Source organism: Methylophilus sp. VKM B-3414 (assembly GCF_032248435.1).
Taxonomy (GTDB): Bacteria; Pseudomonadota; Gammaproteobacteria; order Burkholderiales; family Methylophilaceae; genus Methylophilus; species Methylophilus glucosoxydans.
Map to the genome: position 1 here is coordinate 358757 of NZ_JAVTLI010000003.1, position 25230 is coordinate 383986.

The following is a 25230-nucleotide window of genomic DNA, read 5'->3' on the forward strand; positions in this document are numbered from 1 at the left end:
ATAAAGAACTGATTACTCCAATAGGGAGAACAACATGGCAATCAAGATCGACAAAAAAATCACCGCCTACAAACTGGTGACCGATGAAGACAAAAAAGCAGCCGAGGCCGCAGCAGCGCCTGTCACGAATATTATCCAAATGGGCGAACCATTAAGCCGCCCAGACATGCTTGTGGGTAACACCTACAAGATCAAAACCCCGGTGACCGAGCACGCGCTCTACATCACCATCAACGACGTCATCATGAACGAAGGCACGCCACAAGAGCACCGCCGCCCGTTTGAGATCTTCATCAACTCCAAAAACATGGAGCACTTTCAGTGGATCGTCGCGCTCACCCGCGTCATGTCCGCCGTGTTCCGTAAAGGTGGCGATGTCACTTTCCTGGTAGAAGAACTCAAAAGCGTGTTTGAACCTTCAGGCGGTTACTTCAAAAAAGGCGGCAAGTTTGTGCCTAGTCTGGTGGCCGAGATCGGTGAAGTGGTAGAAAAACACCTGCAAGAAATCGGCATGCTGAAAAAACCGGGCTTAGACGAACACCAGCAAAAACTGGTAGAAGAGAAAAAAGCCGAATACCTGGAAAAACACGCCAAGTCAGGTGAAGAATCAAACGACGAAGGCTTCCCCAAAGGGGCTCAGCTTTGCAAAAAGTGTAATACCAAAGCAAGTATTTTGATGGATGGATGTATGACCTGCTTGAATTGTGGCGATAGTAAGTGCGGTTAAATTAGAAAAGGGGCTTCGGCCTCTTTTTCACCATTGATGCAGGGCCATTCTGTAAGTTTTTGATGGCCTTTCACAAACTCTGGAAGCCATAAAAGACCAGGATTGGCTTTCCGAAGACCACACTCCCAAATGATTAAAATTCTCCATCCTGCAGAAGATAGAGTGGCTATATGTTTTTTATCCCGATCAATATTTTGTTTAAATTTCTCTTCCCACTTTTGTTGGTTTTGATTTGGTTGAGAAACAAGGCGGCAACCGGTATGTCTGTGCCAAAAACAACCATGTACAAAAATTGCCAAATTGTACTTTAGTAAAACTATATCTGGCCTGCCTGGAAGTTTTTTGTCGTGCAACCTATATCTGAAGCCGTTCGCATGTAAAAACTTTCTCACAATAATTTCCGGTTTGGTATTTCTGCTTCTTATGCCAGACATCATGCGAGAGCGTGTTTGGGTATCGACTATATCTATCATTCTTGGTAACCTGGCGAATTAAGACATCTAAATAAAATAACTATAACAGTTCATGCATCAATCTAATTACATTCCAATTGTTGATCTTTTTGCTGGCCCGGGAGGCTTGGGGGAAGGATTCTCGTCTGTTAACGATGGGAAAGCTTTTAAAATTCTTGTTTCGGCAGAAATGGATGGCGCAGCTCACAGTACGCTTAAATTGCGGGCGTTTTATCGCAATCTCAAGTTAAAAGGCGTGGATGCCCTTAATAGCTACTACAACTTCTGTAATGGTATAACGCTAAAACCTTACGATGACAACACGTTATCTGCATGGGAACATGCATGCAGTGAGGCTCAGCAACTAACTCTTGGCATTGAAGCGGACAATAAAAAGCTTTACAGCATCATTGATAAAGCTGGTTTGAGTAAAGCGAAGCCTTGGCTTTTGATAGGTGGTCCACCATGCCAAGCTTACTCGCTTGTTGGTCGAGCACGTAATCGAGGTAAAGAAGGATATAAGGCCGAAGAAGATGATAGGCATTATCTTTATCGCGAGTATCTCAAAGTTATTCAGAAATACAAGCCAGCAGTATTTGTTATGGAAAATGTTAAAGGTATTCTCTCTTCAAAAATTGAAGGGAAAATGATATTCCATTCAATTTTGCAGGACTTGAGTGATCCTGATTCCGCATTAGGGCATAAGTGTGATGTCGGTTATAAGATTTACTCTCTTACTTTACCTACGGTATTCAAACGAGGTATGGATCCTAACTCCATCAACGTGCATGATTTCATTATTCGAGCTGAGGACTATGGTATCCCGCAGGCACGCCATAGGGTTATTTTAATAGGGGTTCGAGAGGATCTGAATAATCGTCCCGGTCAGCTCAAAAAAAGTGATTCGATTTTATCGGTTAAGGATGCTATAGGTAATTTACCGGCTTTGCGGAGCCGTTTGAGTAAACGAGAGGATAGTTCTGGAAACTGGCAAGCGGTTGTAAACAAACATATTGAAGAGCTTCTTGCAGAGGCCGAGCTAAATGAAAGTTTAAGTGAGCTTGCTAAAGTCTTTAAAGAAGCTGCTAAAAAGTTATCTAAACATATTGATTATGGAGCACTTCGATTAAAAATTACGGATAACAATCATTGGGGTACATCTGACCTGCATCAATGGTACCGAGATGATAGACTCACTCATTGGTTAAATCATGAGACTAGAGGGCATATGACTAGCGATTTAAGACGCTATATTTATGCTTCATCTTTTGCTAAGGTAAATGGTATTTCACCCAAAGGGCATGAGCAATTTAATCTCAAAGGATTGAAGCCCAATCACGACAATTGGGAGACAGGAAAGTTTGCTGATCGTTTCAGGGTTCAGCTCTATGATAGGCCCTCTACGACTGTCACTAGTCATATATCTAAGGATGGGCATTATTTTATACATCCTGATCCAGCACAATGCCGTAGTCTTACTGTGAGAGAGGCAGCTAGACTCCAGACTTTTCCTGATAATTATTTTTTTCAAGGTAATAGAACTCAACAATACCATCAAGCCGGTAATGCTGTTCCGCCGTTCTTGGCTCGGAAAATTGGAGAAATAGTCGCGAATTTTCTGGATAAAGAAAATTCAGATATCACAGAAATTTGACTTATTTACCATATCCTGATTTGATTTGAATCGTAAGAGACTCTTGAAGTCAAAAATAAAATAATGGATTCGTTATGGCAAAACTTCGCCCTCGTGCTCGAATTATAAGGACAATCGGTGATCAGCTAATAAGTGGGCCAGAGGCCGCATTGATTGAGCTTGTTAAAAATTCATATGATGCAGATTCTCCCTATATTTTAATAAAAATTACACCACCTTCCATATCTGATTCAATTATTGTGACGGATGGAGGTCATGGGATGTCTGAGGATGACATCATTAATAAATGGTTTGAACCTGCTACTGACGAAAAACTCAAGAGACGAACAAGTCCATTAGGTCGCCGGATGTTGGGTGCAAAAGGCATCGGTCGTTTTGCCGCATCCAGGCTAGGCGGATTTACGGTTTTGGAAAGCGTCTATGAACTTGAAGGTAAAGTAAAACAAATTAGTAAAGTGGAAATTGACTGGAGTTGGTTCGAGTCTTCAAAATACTTGGATGAAGTTGAATTAGATGTTTTAAGTGAAATAAGGAATGATCCTGATGCCGAGATACATACGGGTATAAAGCTAACAATTTCGGATCTGCGAGATACTTGGACAAAGAAAAATCTTGAGACTCTAATACGAGAGTTAAAACGAGTTGCCTCCCCCATTGAAGATGAAATATCCAACTTCCGTATTCGGTTAGATATCAGTGACTTTACAGAGGATAATAGCGGCTTTGATGGTCAAAGCTTATTGGAAACATTAAACGTCAATCCAATAACCCATGAGTCTGAAGGCGATAATGACCCTTTCTTAATAAGACCTTTTGGCCTGCAAAATCATGCAGATTATTTTCTTAAGGGAAGTTTTGATGCTCAAGGCGCGTTCGTCGGTGAGTTTATAATTTCTAGAGGTGACAATGCTATACAGCACATTCAAATTCCCCCCTTGGTTTTAACCGAGGAAGAGTTTAATTGCGGACCTTTTTCTGTGTCAATTAATATTTATGATCGAGAAAAAGAGGCTGTTCAAGCACTATTTGAAAGAATGGGAATAAATTTTGGCCATATTGGAGTAATGGTTGCTAGAAGAATCTTGACTGAGAATGCAGGCATTTCTATTTTTAGACGAGGCTTTAGAATTAGGCCTTATGGTACTCCGGATTTCGATTGGCTTGAGCTCGAAAGACAACGTGTCCAAGACCCGTCCAAGCGACTGGGCCTTACTCAAGTATCCGGGTATCTAGATATTGAAGACGAAAGCGTTTCCCATTTGTATGAAAGAAGTAGCAGGGAAGGTTTGGAGCATAATGGTGCCTTTGAGCGGCTTAAACGACTTGTAGGAAATCTTTTGTTGCATGCTGAAGAGCGTCGATTCCAATTTCGAGACAAGGCCGGACTTAGTCGTAAAGTCAAAGGAGATCTTGCTAAAGTCAAAGATACAGCCACTTTGAAGAATATTACACGAGCTGCTCGTGCTCTGCCTTTAGAGTTCAGAGAAAAAATAGAGACTGCCATTAAAAGAGATGCCAGTAATCTGGCTATTGAGTTATCTGAAATTGATGAATATCAGCAAATATTGCAATCACGCTCAGCTCTAGGTTTGGTGGTAGCTGAGGTTATTCATGAGGGACGAAGGTTAATAAACCCTGTTATGTCATCAGCTAAAGCCTTGATGGATGGTGTTGGTTATGCTTCTGAGGATAGCAACAGAGGGCGAATATACTTAAAGCAATTACCAGACAACGCTGGAACTGTGTACCAAGGTGTAAAAGGGTTGGGTCAGTTGCTAAGGAAGTTGGATCCCCTTTCTGGTCGTAAGCGGGGAAGGCCTTCCAATTTCAATGTTAACGTAATTGTCACTCGCTGTTTAGATCTGTTTAAAGACGCTATTGCTGAAAATAATATCCGGGTTTCCGTCGAAGTTAACAAAAGTCTTACCTCACATGGTTATGAGTCTGATTTTCAAGCCGCTTTATTAAACATTATTGATAATGCTGTTCATTGGGTGTCTACGATTGATGGGGAGCGACGTATTTCTATTGATTGTTCTTGTACTCCCAAATTGATTACCATTGGCATTGAAAACAATGGGCCCGTAGTTGATGAGTCATATTTTTCGAGGTTATTTGACGTTGGGTTTACTCTCAAATCTGATGGAACAGGTTTAGGATTGGCCATTTCAAAAGAGGCTTTGCGAAGAAGTAAAGGTGATTTATTTTTCGATGAAACATCTGAGTTCACTAAGTTCTTAATAAAAATACCAATGGGAGATTAGAAAAGTGAAATTCTCAATACGATTGCTAATTGTAGAAGATGATGCTGCCGCAATTAATGAGTGGGGTAAGCATTTCGAGCGGCACAATGCAGAGGATGACAAATCTTTTGAAATTATCCCAACTTTTGCTGAGTCATTTGAGCTCGCAAAAGAGGCAATAGTTGCCACAAATTTTGATGCGGCAATCGTAGATTTACGCCTGAAAGTCCCGGGTGGGGGAGGACATCACAATGCAGATGGTAACGAAGTGGTGAAGCTTCTGGCTAATGCTGAAATGGCAGCGGTGGCAATTTATACCGGTCAGCCAGAAGAGGCACAGCTTCCTAATGGAACAAGCAAAATAGAGGTGATTCCTAAAGATGATGGACTTGAAACCCCAATGCAGTGGCTTAAAGGTCAAGGTGAAATGCTATTTCACATCCAGAAAGTTGGAGAAATCATTCGGTCCAAAATTGCACTAACATTTCATGGGTCGATTTGGCCAAGATGGAAAAATTGGAGCACTCATTCTAGATTTTCAGGTGCAAATTCAGATTTGTTAATTTCAGCGCTTACCCGGCATTTCGTCTCACATTTGCATGCTGATCTATTGGAGTCAACAAACGAGGTGGCTCATTCCGAAGAGTGGTATTTTGTGCCAGCAATCTCTTCGAGTGGCATATCTACCGGAGATATGATTAGAAATGAATCCGGAGCAATAGAGATTGTTGTTACACCACGCTGCGATATCGCACATAGTGATAAATCTATAACGCTTCAGTTGGCGCAGTGCGAAGATATATCAGTCGAATGGAATGAGGCTCATGCTAATCTTACAGTTGAGGATAAAAAAACAGTAGAAAAGGCAAAGAATAAAATTTCAAGCTTTATTAAGCATCGATCAAAGAACGTTATACATTTCTTACCTCCAATGTTTAACAAGGATGGAAATATTGAAGGCCCATGGTTTGTCAGATTTGATTGCATTCGGTCGGAAAAAAAATCAGAAGAGCTGTTAGCATCATTGAACAGTCAACGTTTCGCCACATTGGCACCAGAATTTTTACCGGCTTTGGTTGAACGGTTGGGCGGGTTTTTTAGTAGAATTGGTTCGCCAGACTATCCCTCTCACCATCTTGAGTGACCAATCAAATAATCGGGGTCGGAGTGTAGTAACTCAGAGTAAACTAGTCTTCACAAAAGCCTAATGCGAGTACTTGCAAAATTTCCCCCGTTGCAGGACTCTGCACAAAAGCCACCACGCTAAGATCACGCTGCTTCCAAACTGGTTGAAGCTGAATTTCATGACTTGCACTCGTTTTGCCATAGGCACCCACCTTAAACGGCCCTAACCACTGGCGCACGACATAATCGTGGCGCAATAGCTCGCCACGGTTTTCCCCTGCATTCACGGTGGATTGCAGGTTGTTTTCTTGTAGCGCGAGGTAATAGACCAATGGCCCTGCCTCAGAGGTTTTGATGTTTGTGGATACTTGCAGCGACTTTGCCGTGGTGGAATTTACTGCAAGGCGAATTTCAGCTTTGGCAGGTATGCGGTTGATGCTGGCAATCTCATTTTTAAAGCGCGATTCACTTAACCAACTGCGGGTATCCTGACCATTGATGGCAATTTGTGGGGTATACACGCCGCGTGCATGCCCTGCGGCGGCCATGTCACGCTGCCGCCTGGCAAAGGCAGGGTTGGCAAAGTTGTCTTTCCAGCCTATGTAATCCCAATAATCCACATGTAAGGCCATCGGCACGATGTTGCCCAACTGATTGCCTTGCGTTTTCAGGTGCGTTAACCACTGGTCAGCGGGCGGGCAACTGCTACAGCCTTCTGAGGTATATAGCTCAACCAGGGCATTGGTTTTTGGGCCGCTGACGGCACTGCATTGTGGTTGCGCGATGACGTTTGACGCAAACACGATGGCGCATAAAGCGGTGAGCAGAGGTTGTTTTTTCATGACGGCACTCCATCAATTGGCTGGAGTGGATTGGTCGTGTGACTTGTTGATGCCTTACACGTATTTGTTCTCCGACACAGTTTCAAGACTAAATGCGATGGTTTGTTCAAAATGTACAAAATAGACATTTTGTACTATTATTGGGCAAATAGGAGAGTTGATTATGCAATATGTTTCTGCAACAGATGCTAAACAAAATATGGCGGCTTTAATTGATACGGCACAACGAGAGCCAGTGACGATTCGTCGTCAAAACCGTGATGTTGCGATTGTGCTTTCTCCCGCTGAATATCAACGCTTGCGCGGGCTGAATCTGGCTGAGTTTCAATCATTTTGTGACCGTGTCGGGCAGCAGGCGGTGGCAAATGGCTTAACCGAGGACAAATTAGCCGAGTTGCTGACCAATGAGTGAGGCGTTACGGGTAGTCTGTGACACCAATACTTTGATCAGTTATTTGCTGTTACCGAACAGCGTTTCATCAATTGCCGTGCGTAAAGCTTTTGAGCGAGGTGTATTGCTGGTGTCAGAGTCTACGCTCAATGAACTGGCGGACGTATTATCTCGCCCAAAGTTTGACCGCTATATTTCGCTTGAAGACAGGCAAGCTTTTTTTAGACTGTTTAGTCGCATGTATGAACGTGTGAATATTGTCTACCCCGTGAATGCCTGCCGTGACCCAAAAGACAATCAATTTTTAGAAGTCGCCGTGAATGGTGGTGCATCGATGATCATCACGGGCGATGCTGACTTGTTGGTGTTGCATCCTTTTCAAGGCATCTCTATTTTGACTGCCGCACAGTTTAATGCGCTTTGAATTAAGCAGGTTTGCAACTATATTTTTCGTGCTATACGCTAATGCTACATGCGTGTTGACGAGAGGGATGAACGATGGCTATAAGCACTGTGTTTATTAATAATCGCACGCAAGCTGTACGCCTGCCTGCTGAAATGCGCTTGCCAGAGGATGTGAAACTGGTGAAAGTGCGTGCACTTGGTAACGAGCGCATTATCACGCCGATTGCTGAAACCTGGGATAGCTTTTTTAATGCTAACTTGACGGTGAGCGATGATTTTATGCCAACGCGGTAGGGCGGACTCGCTTTCAGTGCGCCGCATGGTTCATTTCAAATACAACGCACCATGCGCGGGAGCTACATAAAAACAATTGCCTTAAGCATTCACCGCGTATTTTTCTTATACACACGGAAAGACTCTACACTCAACTGCCTGGTGATGGTTTTGATTTCCAGTGTTTGCTTGCCTTTTTGGTAGAGGAATGTGCAGCCGTCAATTTCCATCGAGATGCAGTCGGTGACCTCTGTCATGCCCATGTTGTAGATTTCTTGCGCGTATAGACTAGCCCGATCAATCTTGGTGTTTTTAATCGGCGCCCACCCTTGATCAATCAGCGTTTGCTTGACCTCGTTGTATGGTTTGCCTTCAGTCATAAAGCTCAAGTCATTGGCAGCAAAGGCAACACTGCAGCGCATCATAAAGAGGGTTGCTAATATTTTTGTAAGCATGGTTTTCACCGCCTGATTAGTCAAAATGTTTAGGCAAACTGCGCCACAAACTGCTCAACTTCGTGGTGAATGGCATCGTGCGCGGTGAGGCCTTTGATCCAGCGTGGCGGAATCGCCTCCAACCCCAACGAAGCACCCAAAATTGCACCCAGCACGGCACCGCGGTGGCAGTTATCTCCGCCGACATTGGTGTTGGCAATAAGCGCGCTTTCAAAGTCATCGTGATAGCGGGTGGCGAGGTAGAGCACAGATGGAAATGATTGGTCTATGTAGCAGGCAGGGCTGAGTAGGCCGCCAATCACGTCGAGGTCAGATTTTTGTGTGGCACGCACTTGCGCCACCACTTTGGCGGCCGGGAATCCTAACTGACTGGCCGCAGCGCTGGCGAGTTGTTCGTTGTCAGGGTGTGGTGAGTTGAAAATTTCAAACAAGAGTTGGCTCAGTGCCAGCGTATGGCGCTCTAACTCGGTTGAGCGGTGGGTGAGGTTTTGTTGCGTTAAGGCGGCTTGGTTGCAGGCGGCCAGGCCGTTCGCCTTCACGCTGGCCATGACCACCATAGGAATGTTCACCAGGCCGCCGATGGAGGCGGTGTCATGGCCTTCGTCGCCCGCACATTTTTCCGGGGCCGCGCCTTTGGCATAGTTGGCAAAAAAATCTCGGTGGTAGGACTCAGCATAAGTGTCGTTGTGCTGATCTGGTTCGGTCATAAAGCGCACATAGGCTTGCAAAAAGTTTGCGGGATCATGCTGGCCTTGGGCGATAAGGGAGCGCAGCAACACACGGGCACACAGCAGGTTAAGCGTGTTGTCGCCTGCCTGCATGCCTTGGTGATAGTGGCCGTTAGGCAGGCCCCAGAATTGTTTTTTGCCTTTTAAAATAACACTGCCGACAATATCGCCCGCTTGTGTGCCGCGGCCTGCCTTGCCTGTGCTGGCCAGGGGCATGATGGAGCTGGGGTGGCTGGCTTTGGGCGCTTGATAGTCGCGAATTTGACCAAAGTCTTGCCAGAGGGCGGCGATGTTGTAATACCAGTGCACGGGCATGGCCAGCGCATCGCCAATAAACATACCCCAGAGGGCGCCGCGCATTCGGTCTGCGCGTTGAAGGGTGGTGATTGGCATCGTGTGATCCTTGTTTAACAGCCTTGCAGTTGCTGGCTTTTACACTGCGCAGCCAATTGGGTGGCAGCGGCTTTTTGTCCCTGAACCAATGGGGTGCAAGTCACCTAGACACGGTTTATTTTAATCAGTTCTTGGCGCGGTTGACTTAGACAACGTGCTTGAGGATGAGAGATGCGCTTAACCTGCAGACTAAGGGCTGCCTGACGCAGCCCTTGATGGGATCGCTAAAAGCGCGGTGACTTAGTGACTTTTTAATGCTTTACGGCTACGCCAAAAGCACAATAACCCTAATCCGGCTAAAAGCATTGCCGACGCAGTAGGCTCAGGCACATATTGCGGTGGGCCAGCAGGGAACGGTTCAGGTGTTGGTGAGGCGGATGAGATAAATTGTGTTGCTAAGCCAAACCCGGCTTCAAAGAAGATGTTGGGGTTGCCGCCATACATGCCATTCACAAACCGGCTCATTAACGGAGAGTAGCCCGCTGCAAAGCCTTTTAGCGGAATGCCGCCGCTGATGTTTGTAATCCCGATCACAAGATTGCCGGCATGAGGGTCGTACAAGTAAGGTGTGGCAAATGGGATTGCAATATCGAAAACATCATCACCACTGGAAGATAATGAGACTGTGCCTGAGAAGACGGCCACTGTATTCACCCCAAGGTTCCCTGCAAACGAACTTGCAGGAGCTTGATCAGCGTAATCTCCATAAAAAGAGCCGACATTGCTCAGCGTGGTGGATAGCGTCAAGGTGAAGCTCAGCGGGGTGGGGTCAAACGCACCTGAGACACCTTGTGCTGGCTTAAAACTGATCCCTGTAATTTCTAAAGGGTCAGTGCCAAACTGATAATGCGAATAAAGCTGCTGGTACTCGATAGTTTCATTGACCGGACAACTGCCAAAGGGAAAGCAGTTGCTCGTATTGGCGTAATCAAACGTGACGTTTGCGTTGACAGATTGAGTGCCTGCTAAAAAGAACAATAGGATTAGTATGCCAAATTTCTTGGGGAGCATCATTTGTATTTCCTTTTCAAAAATACTGCGCTTCAAAAAAATCGAAAGGAACTGCACACTAATATTAGGCTGTAGTGTACTTGCTACACTAAACCTATTTTAATCAATTAGATACATTAATCGCGTAATACCTCACTGTTTACATGGTTTTTTTCGCATATCCTCGTTTAACAGCCTTGCAGTTGCTGGCTTTTACACTGTGCAGCCAATTGGGTGGCCGCGGCTTTTTGCTCCTCGCTCATTTGCGCATAAAGATAATTCAGCATTTTGCTGTGGCGATTCACCAGGCGTTTTTCTTCGTTTTGGGTTGCCAATATCAACCACATCGCCGCTTTGAGGGTGCTTTGTTCAACGCCGGCCCCTTGCTGGTAAAGCTCGGCCAGGTAGCCCTGGGCTTCACTATTGTTGTTGCTGGCGGCCTGGCTTAACCAGTGCACGGCGGCGGGCATGTCTTGCGCAATCACTTCGCCCCGCAAATACAGCATGCCTAAATTGAGTTGCGATTTTACATGACCTTGCTTGGCTGCTTGCTCGTAATAGGCCACCGCTTGCGGGTAGCTGATGCTTTGAATCTGGCGCTGAAATACCAGTGAACCCAGCGTGTACTGCGCCTCTTTGTAATTCAACTCGGCCGATTTTGTGTACCACTTGACCGCTTCGTCCATGCTTTTGGGCACGCCATCGCCGTTCTGCGACATCAGGGCCAGGTTGTAGCAGGCTTTGGCATCGTTTTGACTGGCGAGCGACAGATAAATGGCGTGGGCGGCGGCATAGTCTTTTTGCAGTAGCTTCTGTCTGGCTTCTTCTAGCGTGTTTGCCTGCGTGAGGCTGGCTGCACACAGCGCGCACAGCATCAATGCGGTGGAGATTGCTTTGCTGAATAACTGCGCCAACATTGTTTTAGCTGCTTGCGTCATGGCTGTTCCTAGCGTGTGGTGAGGTGAGTTTTAAGTTGAGAGACCGTGACGGCTGCAGGCGGCTTTTAATTGCGCCAGCGCCGCGAGCACCTTGGCTTGGGGTGTGCCTATGTTCATGCGCATAAAGCCTTCGCCGCCATGACCAAACATCGCACCGGGCGAGAGGCCGAGTTGTGCTTCTTCAATAAAAAAGCGTTTTAATGCGGCGTCATGCAGATTGAGGGCGCGGCAATCCAGCCATAGCAGATAAGTGGCTTGCGGAACGATGACTTTGATACTGGGCAGCTCTGCCTGAATATACGCCACTGCCGCATCGCGTGTAGCTTGCAGATAAGGCATCAGCTCATTTAGCCAGTTGCCGCCGCCGCGATAGGCCGCTTCAAAGGCGGCCATATTGAGTGGGTTGGTCACTGAGAGGCCTAGCGTGTTGAGCTGGCGTTGAATGGCTTGCCGATGCGCGGTGTTTGGCACAATCAAGGCTGAGAGACCCAGGCCTGGAATATTGAAGGTTTTGCTGGGCGAGACGGCGGTAATCACGCGGTGGGACAACGCGGTTTGCTCGGTGGTTTCGGCTTGCATGGCCAAACGGCTAAGCGGTTGGTGTTGCGCTTCTGCATAGACTAAATCGGCATGGATTTCGTCGGAGAGCACAACTAAGTCGTGCTGGTCGGCGATGCTTAAAATAGCTTCCATTTCTGCCGTTTGCCACACCCGACCTACCGGATTATGCGGTGAGCAGAGGAGCAGCATGCGCGCCTGTTGCGCGCACGCCGTCAGGTGGTCCATATCCATCTGATATTGCGGCTGGTGTGCGTGATCTGAGGTCAGGCGCAACGGGTTTTCAACTAAGTGACGTTGCTGCCCGGTGACCGCTGAAAAAAACGGAAAATACACGGGTGGTTGCACGATCACGCCTTCGTCTGGGGCGGTGAGGGCAGCGACGACCAGGTTGAGCGAGGGCACCACGCCGGGTGTGAGCACAATCCATTCGCGCTGGACTGGCCAACCGTGCTTGATTAGTAGCCAATCCATCAGCGCTTGATACAGGCTATCGGGTGCGAGGGAATAACCAAACACCGGATGGGCGATGCGCGCTTGCAGCGCCTCGGTCACTGCTGCGGGCACGGCAAAATCCATGTCGGCCACCCACATGGGCATGATCTCGCTGGTACCGAAGGTCTGCTGGCGGCCATCGTATTTTAATGCGCCGCTACCTTCCCGCGCGATGGGCTGGTCAAAGCGGCTGCTCAACGCACGCGCTCCCACAGCGTCACTTCTGACAGCGTATGCTGGAATTTGTGGCAGGTTTCACGAATCACAAACGGAATCTCTACCGGGGCTTGCATGCGTTTGAAGTGGGGGCTTAGCAGCGCTTTCAGGCCATCCAGCGTGGTCACATTTTCGCCATCTTGCTTGTAGCCGCCTATCCATTCCTCACGCGGGGTGTGCTCTTCCAGCCAGGTATACGGCGAGGTGATCATGAGTACGCCACCGATATTCAAGCGCTCATGAATCGTGCTCAAAAACTGGCGTGGCCGATAGAGCCGGTCAATTAAATTGGCGGCCAGAATAAAGTCGTAGCCGGTGAATTGAGGCTTGAGGTTGCAGGCATCGCCCTGCCAGAATTCCACCTTGTCGACTACCTGGTCTAAGCCTAAGGCACTCAGTGTGCGCTCCTGGTAGCTGACCAAGTCGCCCTCATTGACCATGGTGTAACGCAACACGCCTTGCTCGGCCGCTTGTAACGCCAAGCCAATAAAGCGGGCAGAAAAGTCTATGCCGGTGACGTGCTCAAACTGTGTGGCCAGCTCAAAAGTGGCACGGCCGGTGGCACAGCCTAAATCGAGTGCTTTGCGTTTTGGTTTGGCTTGCAAATGCTGCAGGGCATAATCGCTCAGCGCTTTGGGGAAGTTGGGTACGCCAAAATAGCTGTCACCATAATGGAATTCGGCATACTCCGACAGCTGCTTGTCAGATTCGTAATACGAGCTGTTATTTTCTACGGGGGTATCAGTCACAATATAGCGGAATCCTGCATGTTGAAAAAAATGTCGGCGAAAGGCGTAGCGCGCACTTTTAATCGCCTCGTTGCCCGTTGAGATCCAGGAGCCGCCCTTGATGAGATTATGGCGGCCATCATAGGTCGGGGTGGTAAAGTCATCGTACAACGGGTGTACTTTAAAGCCATCAAACGGAAAAATGGGTGTTTCTGTCCATTGCCAGACATTGCCCACCACATCATACAGCTCACCGTGCGCAAACTGATTGACCGGGCAAGACGATGCTCCATGGTCTAAAAACAGATTGGCATGATGGCCGTTGGCGACCTGGGCGTCGGACAAGCCTGCATGTTCATACAGACTATACCACTCCTGCTCGCTGGGCAGACGCACTGGTTTGCCCAGCTGTGCCGACAGCCAATTGCAAAACGCTTTGGCCTCATGGTAATTGACTTCTACCGGCCAGCTCCATGGCATGTCGATTTCTTCCGTCAGCAGGCGCAGTTGCCAGCCGGAGGCTTGTTTGATCCAAAACGTGGGATGCTCGGCTTGCGTATAGGTGCGCCAGGCCCAGCCTTCTTCTTGCCAGTAGGCCTCTGCCTGGTAGCCGCCCGCTTCCACAAAGCGTAAAAACTCGGCATTAGAGGTCAGGTATTTGGCCGCCTCAAAGGCCGGACAGTGGCCGTGAAATTGACCGTATTCGTTATCCCAGCCGTAATACGCATCTGACTTGCGCAACACAATTTCACGCGCCGGGATAGGCACCAAGCGATTTTCAGGGGCGACTACATCCCGCGCAGCAGAGGGTGCCCATGTGGGGGAGGGGCGAACATACTGTAAGGCATGTTGCCGGATCAGTACCGAGCTGGTTTCCAGATGGATGCGCTCATGCTCAATGCCCATCAGAATCGGCCACCACGGGCTCTCCCAATCAATCGGCAGCTCAAAAGGCAGGCGCATGATCAGTTGGTCAACCACTTCGCGCACCTGTGCACGATAGGCTTTCACCTCCGCTGGCGTTGGCCATTGGTAGTGGGCTTCGTTCACATCATCCCAGCCCATTTCATCGACGCCGACCGCAAACATGGACTCAAACCTGGGATTCACGCGTTCGGTGATGAGCCCGGCCAGAATCAGCTTGTTGATAAAAAAGGTATGGGTATGGCCGTAGTAAAAAATCAGCGGATGTCTCAGCGCAATGGGTTTCACGTAGTACGCTTGCTCGTTGCTGAGTAACGTAAACAAGGCTTCATAGATATCTGAGGTCTCATGAAAATAAGCCCGTATCTGCTCACGGGTGAGCGATGTGTGATCCTGGCTGAGTAGAAGGCTGCGATGAGGAGGTTTGGTCATGTCTGTCGTGATTGGTTTCGTGGCCTGTCTATCAAGCGCATCTTTAGAGATTGGAAAATAAGCGCACACAGGGGGAATGTAAATCCCCAGGCAGCGCTTGTTTATTGAATAGCATTTGAAATGATTGGTTCAATTTGAATGCACGATACGCATTTGTGTCGTAGCGATGGATAGGGTGCGCAGCAAACGGCGGCAAGGCTGTTATTCAATTAAACCCAGCCATTGCGCCGCGCCCACCGCTGAGGCCTGCACGGCTTGTTGATAGGTAGCCGTTGCTGGCAAATGGTCAGCCAGCTGGTGTAGCGATCTGTAGCCAGGGTCTAAGCATATGTCTTTTTCGCGGAAGATGCTGTGCTCTTGGGCATAGGTGTCTGCCAGCGCTCGCAGCGATTCGGCCAAGGGCTTGTTGGGCGCGCTGGGGATAAAGTCACCCAGCAGCCACAGGTGCACATTCTCCTCTTGGGAGTAGCCTGCTTTAGGGTCAGCCAGCATGAGTGCATGGTCTATTCTGGCCTGAGTTTCAACTTGTTTCGGGTCACCATAGGCGACCTCGTAATATTTCACCTCACGCATGAGCAAAGAGGTCGGGCCGTCAATCGGCACCTGGCCCACCGCATAATAGCCTGCAATCGCGCGCAGGCTTTGCAAATGATGCTCTTTGCCGACAAAGTGGATGGGTTCGCCTTGTGCCTGCAAGGCTTGAATCCCCGCCGCCATGTCTTTGGTCGCGGCGTAAATCAGCGCGGCGCTCTGTTCGGGACTACTATGCTTGGCACTATCACGCTCGGCACTAGCATGCTCGACACTTTTTCGGGCCAGGCTGTAGTTGATCATGGCGGTGCCGTTGCGATACAGCTCCAGCGCACTGGCGGCAGCGACTTCACCCTGCGCATCCAGCACCACCGACACAGCCATTTTGGTGCCGTTGGCATTGCCGCCCGCCAAGGCAGCCAGCCAATTAGGCAACTGCTCTGCGGGCCATTCCGGGTATTGCTCGCGGGCAAGGGCAAACACTTTTGGCAGCAGCCGGGATTGCTCGGTGACGCTTAAGTTTTGCAACCTTACGATGCTGTGTGCTGGGGGTAGATTGTAGTCGTAGCGGGCGATCATAGTGACCTATTTTAAGTGTGGTACAAGTGAGCATTCAACCGTTTTTCTGCAAGGGTGTCAGCGCACTGATGGTATGAGTGCTGCAGGCTTGCAATCTCGCTACGATGCTGGCTGGCATGCAAAGGCGCTTTAGGCATGAAAACCAGGCATTTTAGGCGGTTGTAATAAATCCTTCACAAAATGGATTCATGATGGACGACATTTGAAATGCCGCCTTTATGAAGTCATTGTTTCCGCATCTCCGACCGCTGTTACTGCTCCTGTTGGCAGCCGTGCAGATGCCTGCTTTTGCAGCGGAGGTTATTGCTCCGCCCGCTTTTGTCAAAGACGGCCTCTCCGCCCGGTTACCCGATCAAAATCATTCACCGCTGGCTGCTGAGCAGCTGGAAGACACGGCGCTCGATCTCAACAAAACCATCTATCTCGCACTTCAGGCAGACCCGCAAATCAAGTCTGCGGTGGAAGGCATTTATCAGGCCGAGGCGGACCTGGTCACGGCCAAGTTGCCGCCTAACCCGGTGATGAACGTCTCCAATACCTTGATGCCGCTGAATCAGTCTTTTAACGTCAATCGCCAAGGCGGCCCTCCGCAGTTCGACCTCGGGGTGGCATATCCGATTGATTGGTTTGTGTTTGGCAAGCGTGCGGCTGAGATGCGTGCTGCCCAACTCGGGGTGGAGGTGGCCAGGGCGAGTGTGAATGACACTATCCGGTTGCGCATTGCTGGGGCGATTGCAGCTTTTTACGATGTGCTGGAGGCGCAAAATCTGCAAGCGCTGGCGCAGGAGGATTTCACCGAGCTGGCGGCCCTGAAGGAGTTGACGGAAAAACGGGTGTTAATCGGCGGGGCCGGGTCTATCGAGCTGGATAGAGTGAATTTGTCTTTGCTCTCCAGCCAAACCGAGTTGCGCGCCAAACGGGTGGCTGTGGAAAATGCCATCAGCCGCCTGAAGGCCTTTCTTGGCATGCAAAAGAACAAAGTCATCCACGTAGTTGGCAGCCTGGAGATTGAGCATCCGCAGCCGATCAGTGATCCTGAGCATTTGATCCAGATGGCCGAGGAAAACCGGCCGGATATCGCCATGCTAAAAAGGCAAATCGAACAGTCAGTCGGCAATATCGAGCTCGAAGAGGTCAAGGCTTATCCCTCGGTGGTGACCCATGTGGGGGTGACCCGCCAGTTTCAGAAAGAGGCGATTGGTTTCCCGGATCAGAATGCCTGGGGCATAGGCGTTGATGTTTCCTTGCCGGTATTTGACCGCAACCAGGGCAATATTGCCAAGGCCAAATCACTCAAAAGACAGAGTGAGCTGGATCTGGACACGCAGTTGATTGAGCTCAGGTCTGAAATTGAGCGAAATTACCAGATCTATGACGCTTCGTATCTGGTGCTGGTCAATGAGGCAGACACCAAGCTGGGTGTTTCTAAAGTGATCCGAGACAAGATGAAAGCGGCTTACGCGCTGGGCGGCAAGAGTCTGTTCGAGCTGTTGGATGCGCAAAGAAACTACCGCGAAACCAATCGCGTACACATTATGACGTTATCCAACTATTGGCATTCGCTCTACGCTTTGAATGCAGCCATTGGGAAGCAGGTTTTAAAATGAGTCAATTACAAAAAAAAGGCGCCCTGGTTGCACTGGTGTTGTTGGGAATAGTAGGTGCCGGCCTCTATTACATGGCTACACGCTCGGTCAAGCCTGCGGTCGCATCGGCACCGGCCCAGCAGGGTCAGGCAGTGACGCTGTTGCGGAACGGGCAAATCCTGATTGATCCGGCTTCTACCTTTAATCGCAAGATTCTTCGCGAGCAGCTGCAACTGCAAGCGGTCAGTTTGCCGGACTTGACCGTGACCGGCAGCATTATTGCCAAACGAAAACCGACCAGCGCGGCCGACGATGAGCAGTATGAGTTCATCAATCAGCAAATCTCCAGTTTGTATGCCAACTGGAAAAACGATGGCAATGAAATCGAGTTTTTGAGCAAGCAGTACAAGAAAACTGCCGAGCTGAACGAGGCCAAGTTGCACTCGCAACGGATAGAGGTGGAGCGCCTGAAAAAACTGGTGGATATCGGCACAGAAGCTGCCAGAGACTTGAGCCTGTCGGAAGCCAACTTGCTGCAGGCGCAGCTGGAAGGGCAGAAAGCACTATTTGATATTCAGAGCGCTTTAAACCAGGCAAGAAACAACCGTGCGGATGCGGAACGTCAGCTGTTTCAGCAGGGCATAGACATTGATTTACTGATCCGCCTGAAGGCGGATGAAGTGCTGGTGGCGGGCGATGTGCCGGAAATGAATGCTGGCAAGGTGTATGCGGGCCAGGCCCTGACCACCGTGTTTTACGGCAATGCGGATAAACCGTTTGCGGGCAAGCTGGCGAGCATTTCTCCGCTGGTGTCATTTGAGAAGCGTTCCTTACGCATTTACTATGCGCTGCAGGACAGCCTGCATCAGCTCAGGCCCGGCATGTTTGCCGATATCCAGTTAGGCACTGAACAGCGCAAAAAAATGCTGGTGTCGAATGAGGCCCTGATTCATCTCAATAAAAAAGACTATGTCTTTGTCTTGAGCCAGCCGAATACCTGGAAGCTGGTGGAAGTGACCATCGGCGATAATTTTGATCGTAAATCGGTTGAAGTCCTGTCCGGCTTGCGAGAAAACGACACCATCATTGCGCATGGCGCCATTTTGCTCAAGCCCTTGGCCATCAAGGCGGTAGAGATTGTGAATGCGGACGAGAGTGCTGCATCATGATGGCGAAATTGATTCGCCAGGCATTGCAGTACAAATGGATCGTCATCGGCGTGCTGGTGGCGCTGAGTCTGTTGAGTCTGTATTCCCTGTCGCGCATGAAAATCGATGCCTATCCGGATATTTCATCGCAAATGGTGCAGATCATTACGGTGTTTCCGGGCAAGGCACCCGAGGATGTCGAGCGCCAGGTCACGGTGCCGCTCGAAATCCTGATGAAAAATGTCCCCAATGTGGAGACCGTCCGCTCGCGGACCATCTTTGGTTTGTCGGTGATTCAGCTTATTTTCAAGGAAGGCACCGAAAGTTACTGGGCCCGGCAGCGCGTGCAGGAAAAACTTTCACTGTTTACGTTGCCGCCGGGGGCTGAGGCCGAGCTAGGGCCACTGGCGACGGCGTATGGGGAGATGGTGCGCTATCAATTAACCGGCGGTGAGGGCAGCGATCTGGTGCAGTTGCGTACCCTGAATGACTGGGTGGTGATCCCCAGGCTGTTACGGGCGGATGGGGTAGCCGAGGTCACCAATTTCGGCGGCTATGAGAAACAGTACGGCATTATTCTGAATCCCTCGCAATTGCGTCGCTACGATGTGTCGGTGAATGATGTGATTGAGGCGGTGCAATTAAACAACGCCAACTCGGGCGGCAGCCTGCTGTCGCGAGGCAGTATGTCGTTTGTCATTCGCGGTGAAGGTGCGATCAAGAGCAAGAAAAATATTGAGGATAGTTTTCTCAAGAATATCGATGGCCAGCCCATTTACGTGCGCGATGTGGCCAGTGTGCAAATCAACAAAAAGATTCCGGCCGGGATTTTTAGCAAGAATACGGTGGATGAATCCGTCGAAGGCATCGTCTTGCTCAGAAAAGGCGAAAACCCCTCCGAGGTGCTGGCCAGGGTCAAACAGGCGATACAGGAGTTGAACGACGGCATGCTGCCCAAGGGCGTCCAGCTGGTGCCATTTTATGACCGCAGTGAGCTAATCAACAGCACCTTGCATACGGTGACGCATAGCGTGGTGTTAGGCATTGCGCTGGTGTTGCTGGTGCTGTTCTTGTTTTTTGGACGGCCCTCGCTGGCTATTCTGGTGGCGCTGACTATTCCGGTGGCGTTGGTGTTTGCCTTGCTGGTGATGTATTTGACCGATATCCCGATTGGCTTGTTGTCCTTGGGTGCGATTGATTTCGGTGTGCTGGTGGATGGGGCGATCATCATTTCTGAAAACATAGCCAGACGTCTGGATGAGCGCAATCATGCCGCGGATCCGCCATCGGTGGAGCTCACGGTGCTCAATGCCACGCTGGAGGTGGAAAAACCAGTATTCGTTTCAATTTTGCTGATTATTGGTGGCTTTTTGCCCCTGATCTCGCTCACGCATATTGAGGGCTTGTTATTCCGGCCCATGGCCATGACCATTATTTTTGCACTGATAGGCGCCAGTTTATTCTCATTCTTTGTGGTGCCGGTGCTGGCGACCATGATCTTTAAACAGGGATTCAAGGAGCGGCACAACCCAGTCCTCGAGCGCGTGAATCAGTGGTATACCCGTGGCATCACGCACTTGTTGCGCCATGCCTCGAAAACGCTGCTGGCGGTGTTTGCCAGCCTGGTCTTGCTGCTGGTGTGGGTGGTGCCCAAAATCGGCAGTGAGTTTTTACCGTATATGGATGAAGGCGTGGTCTGGGTACGCGCCAATTTCCCGGAGGGGACGTCGCTTGAGCAGACCGCACTGTTTGGCAAGCGCTTGCGCGAAATTGCGCTGCAGTACCCGGAGGTGAAGTATGCCACCATTCAGACCGGCCGCAATGACAGCGGCACCGACCCGTATCCGCCAAGCCGGATCGAGATGATGATTGTGCCGCAACCGCATGAGCGCTGGCAGCAGTTTGCCACCAAGGCGGAGTTGATTGTTGCCCTGGGGCAGGCGTTCAGAAATGAGTTTCCAACCACCCGATTCAACTTTACCCAGCCTATTATCGACAGTGTGACCGAGGATTCCAACGGCACCTCGGCCGATATGGCGGTGGAGTTTTCCGGGCCAGACCTTGATGTGTTACTGGGCTTGGCCAGACAGTCCGAGGATTGGCTGAAAACGGTGGACGGTGCGGTGGATGTGAATATCGAGCAGGAGGGGCCGCAGCCGCAGCTGGTGATTACGCCCAACCGTGCCTTGTGCGCGCGCTACAAAGTCAATATTCATGATCTTTCGGCGTTTATTGATAATGCGATTGGCGGTGCCCCGGTGGGCGTGATTTACGAAGGCGAGCGCAGGTTTGATATTGTGGCCAAGTTTGACAAGGCGGCCATCAGCTCTGTCAATGCCATAGAGCGCTTGCCGGTGACCAACACCGATGGCGTGACGATCCCGCTGTCGCAGGTCGCTACCATCCGCGTGGTGGATGGGCAAACGATTATCGCCCGCGGCGATGGCAAGCATAGAATTACCGTGCGCAGCGACATCCGTGGCCGCGATCAGGGCGGCTTCGTCGCCGAAGCGCAACAGTTGCTGGCACAAAAAATGGTGATTCCAAACGGCTACCGGATGAGCTGGATCGGCATGTATGAAAATCTGGACCGTGCTGCCAACCACTTCAAGGTGCTGGTGCCGCTGACCATGGCCATCATCTTTGCCATCCTGTTTTTCTTTTTTAAATCCTATCGCGATACGCTGGTGGTGTTGTCTGTGTTGCCCGCCGCGCTGGCGGGCGGGCTGTTGGCGCTGTTCATGCGCGGCATGCATCTGAATGTGTCTACCGGGGTTGGCTTTGCCGCCGTGTTTGGGGTGTCGATCATGAGTGGGGTACTGATGGTTAAAACCATTAAAAACTATTCAACGCCGGGGCAGGCCTTGCATACCGCGATTATTGAGGGGGCCAGCGTTTGCATGCGGCCAGTCATGATGGCCTCATTGGTCGCGATATTGGGCTTGCTGCCCGCCTCACTCGCGACGGGGCTGGGCTCGGATGTACAACGTCCGCTGGCGACGGTAATCGTATGGGGGTTGTTCTTCTCGTCAGTGATTTCGTTATTTATTTTGCCGGTGATGTATCAGGCCTTGCACGGCAGACATGCCCGATAAAAAAGCCACCTAGTGCGGCTTTTTTATCAGAGGCTGTACAGGCTTAGCAGCACAGTCATTCCGCCTTATTTGGCATGTAGCCTGGCATTCAGCTGGTCGATGACCTCTGCCCAGTCCGCATCCTTCAATATTTCTTCTCTTAAAAAAGCGGCTTGCGCCGGTGTCCAATACGGGGCATCCTCCAGTGAAATGGTGCCTGCCAGTTGACGATGCGTGTGGATAAACTGTTCAATCTCGGCATCACTATTCGGCAAGCCGAGTTGGGCAAACAGATTGTTGAGGCTGTGTAGTGACGCTTCCATAAGGCGGACTCCTGACGTTGTGAGGTTGACTAAGCACGGCATCTGCGAGGCGGGCAAACGATTCGCCTGCCTGCGTGCGCGGTCATTGAGGTCACCAGTCTACGCCGAAACTTGGTCGGCTAGTGGTTCTCTGACGGCTGCCTGGCCTCAGGGGTGATCCAGCCGCTTTTGATCTGGCGGGCCCGCGGTAAACTGGCCAGCAAGTACCGAATAAAGCGGGCGGCTGAAGATGCGCGAGGTGACGGTGGCAATCAGTGACACCGCCATCAGGCTGATCACCATTTCATGGCCGTCTATCATTTCCATGACAATAATAAACGAGGTGATGGGCGCTTGTGTTACGCCAGCCAGAAAGCCGGCCATGCACAAGGCACTAAAGGCAATGGTGAGGTGGTGGTAATGAAAAATGCTGGCTAAGTCATAGCCTATGCCTGCGCCTATGGAGAGTGCCGGGGCAAAAATGCCGCCGGGGATCCCGCTTAAATAGGTGAAGATGGTGGAGAGGTATTTGACCACAGGGTAGTACCAGGTTTCATTGATGGAGCCATTGAGCATGGCTTTTGTGAGTGAATACCCTGAGCCATTGGCGGCACCATGACTGACAATGCCCAGGCCGGCTACCAGCAGCGCACAAAAGCCCGTCCAGTACAGCGGATGACGGGTACGCAAGCGGGTGATTCTGCCGGGCAGGTTTTCTGTGAGTTCAATCAGGGTTTTGCTGAAGATACCACCAAACACGCCACACACCAGTCCGCCAATCAGTACGGGCAGTAAAATTTGCGTATCAATCGGACTCACGCTCAGGCTGCCAAAATAGGTGTAATTGCCTTGCAATGAAATCGAAACCAGCCCGGACAAGACAATGGCCGAAATCATCACGCCATTGGTTCTTTGCTCAAATTTGCGGCTGAGCTCTTCTATGGCAAAGATAATCCCTGCCAGCGGGGTATTGAACGCCGCCGAAATGCCCGCGGCCCCACCGGCCAGAATCAGGTGTTTAGGGTCGATTTGAAAGGTTTGCGGCAAAAAACGGCGAAAGGCATGCATGATGCTGGCCCCCACCTGTACCGAAGGACCTTCTCTGCCTGCGGAAAAGCCTGCGGCCAGGCCGAGGATGACCAGCCCCATTTTGGAGACCGCAATTTTAATCGATACCAAATGGCCAATCGGCTGGTGTTCTGCGTACGACAGCGCCGCCATGGTCTGCGGGATGCCGCTGCCGGCAGCGCCGGCGAACCAGCGCTTGGTCGCCCAGACTATAAAAATGCCTACCACGGGCATGACGATGAGCGGTAGCCACCAGAGCGCCGATTGCATCTGATCAAACCAGGCGATGGCATACTCGGTGGCACGGGCAAACAACACAATGACCAGCCCGGTGATGATGGCCGCCGACCAGATGATCAGACGGCCTAGCCACAGATGCACATCAGTCATTTTGATGGAGGCGAGGATATTTTTCAGGTCGTTCAGCATGGAGGTATCGCTGCCAGTTTACCGGGAGTGGGTGCTTGCGCGATGCACTAAACTTAAGTTCATGAGCACAGGCTTTAACAGAATGCACTTACATCATAACAAATATGATGAGCATAAATACTTGTTATGACGTTTAAAGTAACTCTTCGACGTGCTTTTTGATATTTGCCGCCATTTTTGGGGTGGGCAAATCATTGGTGTCGGTGCCAAACGGGTCTTCAATTTCTTCGGCAATCAGCTCCAGGCTGGCTAAGACGTAAAAGATAAACACCACCACCGGGATCACGTAGTAACCCAGGCTAAACACAAAGCCGAACGGTAGCGTCATCACGTAGAAGAAGATGAATTTTTTGATGAACGCGCTATAAGAGTAGGGGATGGGCGTGTTTTTGATGCGTTCGCACACCCCGCACACTTCGGTGAAGGCTTTGAGTTCGTCATGAATAATAAAAAACTGGTCACCGCTGATTTTGCCTGAGGTATAAAGCAGGTTGGCTTGTTGAAAAATGCGCTTGGCGATCTGGTTCGGGTGGTGCTCATGGTGGTCAATGTCCAGATCCAGGCCTTCAAACAGCATTTTGCTCACCTCGGCATTCATCAAATGTTGGGAAAGCACGGTGGCATACGTGGGGATAATTTTTCTGAAAAAATCACGATCATGGTCATCGCCCAGATAAGCCGATAGCTTGATTGCCAGATTGCGGCTGTTATTGACCAGCGCCCCCCAGGCTTTGCGGCCCTCCCACCAGCGGTCGTAGGCGGTATTGGTGCGGTAGGCCAGCAACAAGGACAAGACAAAACCGACGGTGGTGTGTATCAGCGACAGATTTTTGACATGGCTGCTGTCGGCCAGCTTCCAGTATTCGATTTCAAGATAGGCGACGCCTCCGGCATAGGCGCCAATCAGTAGCATCATCGGCATCAGTTGGCGGAAGGTATCTGACTCGTGAAAACGAAAGATGAAGGTCAGCCAGTCTTTGGGGTTGTATTGAATCATGCCGATTGCCTGAGAAATGTTGGCCCCAGTTTAACATGGCACTGACACAATCTTTGTTGCCAGGACGGCGCTGTTCAGGCCGTCTTTTGCAAGCACACAACTATTTTTAAATTATTTTCAAAAAATCTGTAAGGCCGCGTTGCTTGCCTCGACTAAGGGTTACAGAACACATTTTCTGTTTAACTTTTTAATTGAATCCTTAGGAGATAGTATGAAAACGACTCAAAAATTGGCCAGCGCAGCATTGTTAGGTTTGTTCACTGCAACGGTGATGAGTGCAAGCCCGGCATTTGCTGGGGATGAAGGCAAGTCTGGCTGCAATGGCAAAGATAACGCCAAGATGGAAAAGGCCAATTGCAAAACTGCTGACGGTAAAGAGAAGCATGCATGCAAAGGCAAAAATTCCTGTAAAGGCCAGGGCGGTGATGGCAAGAATGCGTGTAAAGGGCATGGTTCATGCGCAACGGACGGCAGTAAGTAAGCTGGTCATTTTCTTGAATCATGTCAAGGCGGCGGGGCAGTGGCCCTGCTGCTTTGCAAGGAGTGA

23 protein-coding genes are annotated in these 25230 nt (G+C 50.0%); 11 read left to right on the top strand and 12 right to left on the bottom strand.

Translation table 11 applies throughout. The features are described from left to right. Positions 1 to 34 precede the first annotated feature (34 nt). Positions 35 to 727 (top strand): NrdJb, encoded by a 693-nt coding sequence (locus tag Q9292_RS03905; RefSeq protein WP_049637539.1) that lies wholly within the window; start codon positions 35 to 37, stop codon positions 725 to 727. Here Q9292_RS03905 and Q9292_RS03910 read toward each other — a convergent pair. Then, a complete protein-coding gene (locus tag Q9292_RS03910) occupies positions 724 to 1200 on the bottom strand; it encodes a very short patch repair endonuclease (protein WP_313984997.1) in 477 nt (158 codons plus the stop codon). The two genes, Q9292_RS03905 and Q9292_RS03910, sit on opposite strands and share 4 nt — an antisense overlap. A gap of 52 nt (positions 1201 to 1252) precedes the next feature. On the opposite strand from Q9292_RS03910, the gene Q9292_RS03915 reads away from it, so the two are divergent. From Q9292_RS03915 to Q9292_RS03925, 3 genes are all read left to right on the top strand, one after another. Further along, positions 1253 to 2833, top strand: a complete 1581-nt coding sequence (locus tag Q9292_RS03915) for a DNA (cytosine-5-)-methyltransferase (protein WP_313985000.1) — start codon at positions 1253 to 1255, stop codon at positions 2831 to 2833. A 74-nt stretch (positions 2834 to 2907) separates the two neighbouring features. Continuing rightward, on the top strand, positions 2908 to 5097 hold the full coding sequence (locus tag Q9292_RS03920) for an ATP-binding protein (RefSeq protein WP_313985003.1): 2190 nt from the start codon (positions 2908 to 2910) through the stop codon (positions 5095 to 5097). Between the two features lie 4 nt (positions 5098 to 5101). Further along, positions 5102 to 6220 (top strand): hypothetical protein, encoded by a 1119-nt coding sequence (locus Q9292_RS03925; protein ID WP_313985006.1) that lies wholly within the window; start codon positions 5102 to 5104, stop codon positions 6218 to 6220. A gap of 43 nt (positions 6221 to 6263) precedes the next feature. Here Q9292_RS03925 and Q9292_RS03930 read toward each other — a convergent pair whose 3' ends face one another. Continuing rightward, positions 6264 to 7043, bottom strand: coding sequence for a DUF1223 domain-containing protein (locus Q9292_RS03930; RefSeq protein WP_313985009.1), 780 nt, complete (start codon positions 7041 to 7043; stop codon positions 6264 to 6266). Positions 7044 to 7206: 163 nt separating this feature from the next. Between Q9292_RS03930 and Q9292_RS03935 the strand changes: the two genes are divergently transcribed. From Q9292_RS03935 to vapB, 3 genes are all read left to right on the top strand, one after another. Next, on the top strand, positions 7207 to 7455 hold the full coding sequence (locus Q9292_RS03935) for a type II toxin-antitoxin system Phd/YefM family antitoxin (protein ID WP_194748922.1): 249 nt from the start codon (positions 7207 to 7209) through the stop codon (positions 7453 to 7455). Then, positions 7448 to 7858, top strand: a complete 411-nt coding sequence (locus Q9292_RS03940) for a putative toxin-antitoxin system toxin component, PIN family (RefSeq protein WP_194748921.1) — start codon at positions 7448 to 7450, stop codon at positions 7856 to 7858. The genes Q9292_RS03935 and Q9292_RS03940 overlap by 8 nt, the downstream gene beginning before the upstream one ends. A gap of 74 nt (positions 7859 to 7932) precedes the next feature. Then, positions 7933 to 8133: a type II toxin-antitoxin system VapB family antitoxin gene (gene vapB, locus Q9292_RS03945; protein ID WP_313985017.1), complete on the top strand. Its 201-nt coding sequence runs from the start codon at positions 7933 to 7935 to the stop codon at positions 8131 to 8133. An 89-nt stretch (positions 8134 to 8222) separates the two neighbouring features. On the opposite strand, the gene Q9292_RS03950 is transcribed toward vapB, so the two are convergent. The 7 genes from Q9292_RS03950 to Q9292_RS03980 form a co-directional block, all read right to left on the bottom strand. Continuing rightward, entirely contained in the window at positions 8223 to 8537 is a 315-nt protein-coding gene (locus Q9292_RS03950; RefSeq protein WP_313985020.1) for a hypothetical protein, read from the bottom strand. A 59-nt stretch (positions 8538 to 8596) separates the two neighbouring features. Next, complete coding sequence (locus Q9292_RS03955) at positions 8597 to 9688, bottom strand: ADP-ribosylglycohydrolase family protein (protein ID WP_313985023.1); 1092 nt, start codon at positions 9686 to 9688, stop codon at positions 8597 to 8599. 240 nt (positions 9689 to 9928) lie between these two features. Then, the gene (locus Q9292_RS03960) at positions 9929 to 10702 is read right to left on the bottom strand and encodes a PEP-CTERM sorting domain-containing protein (RefSeq protein WP_313985026.1); all 774 of its coding nucleotides are present in this window, start codon (positions 10700 to 10702) and stop codon (positions 9929 to 9931) included. A 164-nt stretch (positions 10703 to 10866) separates the two neighbouring features. Beyond that, complete coding sequence (locus Q9292_RS03965) at positions 10867 to 11616, bottom strand: tetratricopeptide repeat protein (protein WP_313985029.1); 750 nt, start codon at positions 11614 to 11616, stop codon at positions 10867 to 10869. Positions 11617 to 11646: 30 nt separating this feature from the next. Next, the gene (locus Q9292_RS03970) at positions 11647 to 12867 is read right to left on the bottom strand and encodes a PatB family C-S lyase (protein ID WP_313985032.1); all 1221 of its coding nucleotides are present in this window, start codon (positions 12865 to 12867) and stop codon (positions 11647 to 11649) included. Continuing rightward, a complete protein-coding gene (gene ovoA, locus Q9292_RS03975; protein WP_313985035.1) occupies positions 12864 to 14969 on the bottom strand; it encodes a 5-histidylcysteine sulfoxide synthase in 2106 nt (701 codons plus the stop codon). The genes Q9292_RS03970 and ovoA overlap by 4 nt, the downstream gene beginning before the upstream one ends. A 201-nt stretch (positions 14970 to 15170) precedes the next feature. Beyond that, complete coding sequence (locus Q9292_RS03980) at positions 15171 to 16079, bottom strand: hypothetical protein (protein ID WP_313985037.1); 909 nt, start codon at positions 16077 to 16079, stop codon at positions 15171 to 15173. A 218-nt stretch (positions 16080 to 16297) separates the two neighbouring features. Between Q9292_RS03980 and Q9292_RS03985 the strand changes: the two genes are divergently transcribed. The 3 genes from Q9292_RS03985 to Q9292_RS03995 are packed head-to-tail and all read left to right on the top strand — an operon-like array spanning position 16298 to position 21908. Then, positions 16298 to 17686, top strand: a complete 1389-nt coding sequence (locus tag Q9292_RS03985; protein WP_313985040.1) for a TolC family protein — start codon at positions 16298 to 16300, stop codon at positions 17684 to 17686. Continuing rightward, positions 17683 to 18834 (top strand): efflux RND transporter periplasmic adaptor subunit, encoded by a 1152-nt coding sequence (locus tag Q9292_RS03990; RefSeq protein WP_313985043.1) that lies wholly within the window; start codon positions 17683 to 17685, stop codon positions 18832 to 18834. The genes Q9292_RS03985 and Q9292_RS03990 overlap by 4 nt, the downstream gene beginning before the upstream one ends. Beyond that, entirely contained in the window at positions 18831 to 21908 is a 3078-nt protein-coding gene (locus Q9292_RS03995; protein WP_313985046.1) for a CusA/CzcA family heavy metal efflux RND transporter, read from the top strand. The genes Q9292_RS03990 and Q9292_RS03995 overlap by 4 nt, the downstream gene beginning before the upstream one ends. A gap of 65 nt (positions 21909 to 21973) precedes the next feature. On the opposite strand, the gene Q9292_RS04000 is transcribed toward Q9292_RS03995, so the two are convergent. The 3 genes from Q9292_RS04000 to Q9292_RS04010 all read right to left on the bottom strand — a co-directional run bounded on the left by Q9292_RS04000 (position 21974) and on the right by Q9292_RS04010 (position 24683). Then, positions 21974 to 22210: a DUF2789 domain-containing protein gene (locus Q9292_RS04000; RefSeq protein ID WP_313985048.1), complete on the bottom strand. Its 237-nt coding sequence runs from the start codon at positions 22208 to 22210 to the stop codon at positions 21974 to 21976. 147 nt (positions 22211 to 22357) lie between these two features. Next, entirely contained in the window at positions 22358 to 23686 is a 1329-nt protein-coding gene (locus Q9292_RS04005) for a chloride channel protein (protein ID WP_275357839.1), read from the bottom strand. A 133-nt stretch (positions 23687 to 23819) separates the two neighbouring features. Beyond that, complete coding sequence (locus Q9292_RS04010) at positions 23820 to 24683, bottom strand: bestrophin family protein (protein WP_313985053.1); 864 nt, start codon at positions 24681 to 24683, stop codon at positions 23820 to 23822. A gap of 211 nt (positions 24684 to 24894) precedes the next feature. Here Q9292_RS04010 and Q9292_RS04015 point away from each other — a divergent pair, with 211 nt between their 5' ends. Next, the gene (locus Q9292_RS04015) at positions 24895 to 25164 is read left to right on the top strand and encodes a hypothetical protein (protein ID WP_194748904.1); all 270 of its coding nucleotides are present in this window, start codon (positions 24895 to 24897) and stop codon (positions 25162 to 25164) included. The last annotated feature ends 66 nt before the right edge of the window (positions 25165 to 25230 follow it).

Coding starts and splice junctions, on each gene's coding strand:
- Q9292_RS03905 (WP_049637539.1), top strand. CDS start 35: ATGGCAATCAAGATCGACAAAAAAATCACCGCCTACAAACTGGTGACC.
- Q9292_RS03910 (WP_313984997.1), bottom strand. CDS start 1,200: ATGATAGATATAGTCGATACCCAAACACGCTCTCGCATGATGTCTGGC.
- Q9292_RS03915 (WP_313985000.1), top strand. CDS start 1,253: ATGCATCAATCTAATTACATTCCAATTGTTGATCTTTTTGCTGGCCCG.
- Q9292_RS03920 (WP_313985003.1), top strand. CDS start 2,908: ATGGCAAAACTTCGCCCTCGTGCTCGAATTATAAGGACAATCGGTGAT.
- Q9292_RS03930 (WP_313985009.1), bottom strand. CDS start 7,043: ATGAAAAAACAACCTCTGCTCACCGCTTTATGCGCCATCGTGTTTGCG.
- Q9292_RS03935 (WP_194748922.1), top strand. CDS start 7,207: ATGCAATATGTTTCTGCAACAGATGCTAAACAAAATATGGCGGCTTTA.
- Q9292_RS03940 (WP_194748921.1), top strand. CDS start 7,448: ATGAGTGAGGCGTTACGGGTAGTCTGTGACACCAATACTTTGATCAGT.
- vapB (WP_313985017.1), top strand. CDS start 7,933: ATGGCTATAAGCACTGTGTTTATTAATAATCGCACGCAAGCTGTACGC.
- Q9292_RS03950 (WP_313985020.1), bottom strand. CDS start 8,537: ATGATGCGCTGCAGTGTTGCCTTTGCTGCCAATGACTTGAGCTTTATG.
- Q9292_RS03955 (WP_313985023.1), bottom strand. CDS start 9,688: ATGCCAATCACCACCCTTCAACGCGCAGACCGAATGCGCGGCGCCCTC.
- Q9292_RS03960 (WP_313985026.1), bottom strand. CDS start 10,702: ATGATGCTCCCCAAGAAATTTGGCATACTAATCCTATTGTTCTTTTTA.
- Q9292_RS03965 (WP_313985029.1), bottom strand. CDS start 11,616: ATGACGCAAGCAGCTAAAACAATGTTGGCGCAGTTATTCAGCAAAGCA.
- ovoA (WP_313985035.1), bottom strand. CDS start 14,969: ATGACCAAACCTCCTCATCGCAGCCTTCTACTCAGCCAGGATCACACA.
- Q9292_RS03980 (WP_313985037.1), bottom strand. CDS start 16,079: ATGATCGCCCGCTACGACTACAATCTACCCCCAGCACACAGCATCGTA.
- Q9292_RS03985 (WP_313985040.1), top strand. CDS start 16,298: ATGAAGTCATTGTTTCCGCATCTCCGACCGCTGTTACTGCTCCTGTTG.
- Q9292_RS03990 (WP_313985043.1), top strand. CDS start 17,683: ATGAGTCAATTACAAAAAAAAGGCGCCCTGGTTGCACTGGTGTTGTTG.
- Q9292_RS03995 (WP_313985046.1), top strand. CDS start 18,831: ATGATGGCGAAATTGATTCGCCAGGCATTGCAGTACAAATGGATCGTC.
- Q9292_RS04000 (WP_313985048.1), bottom strand. CDS start 22,210: ATGGAAGCGTCACTACACAGCCTCAACAATCTGTTTGCCCAACTCGGC.
- Q9292_RS04005 (WP_275357839.1), bottom strand. CDS start 23,686: ATGCTGAACGACCTGAAAAATATCCTCGCCTCCATCAAAATGACTGAT.
- Q9292_RS04010 (WP_313985053.1), bottom strand. CDS start 24,683: ATGATTCAATACAACCCCAAAGACTGGCTGACCTTCATCTTTCGTTTT.
- Q9292_RS04015 (WP_194748904.1), top strand. CDS start 24,895: ATGAAAACGACTCAAAAATTGGCCAGCGCAGCATTGTTAGGTTTGTTC.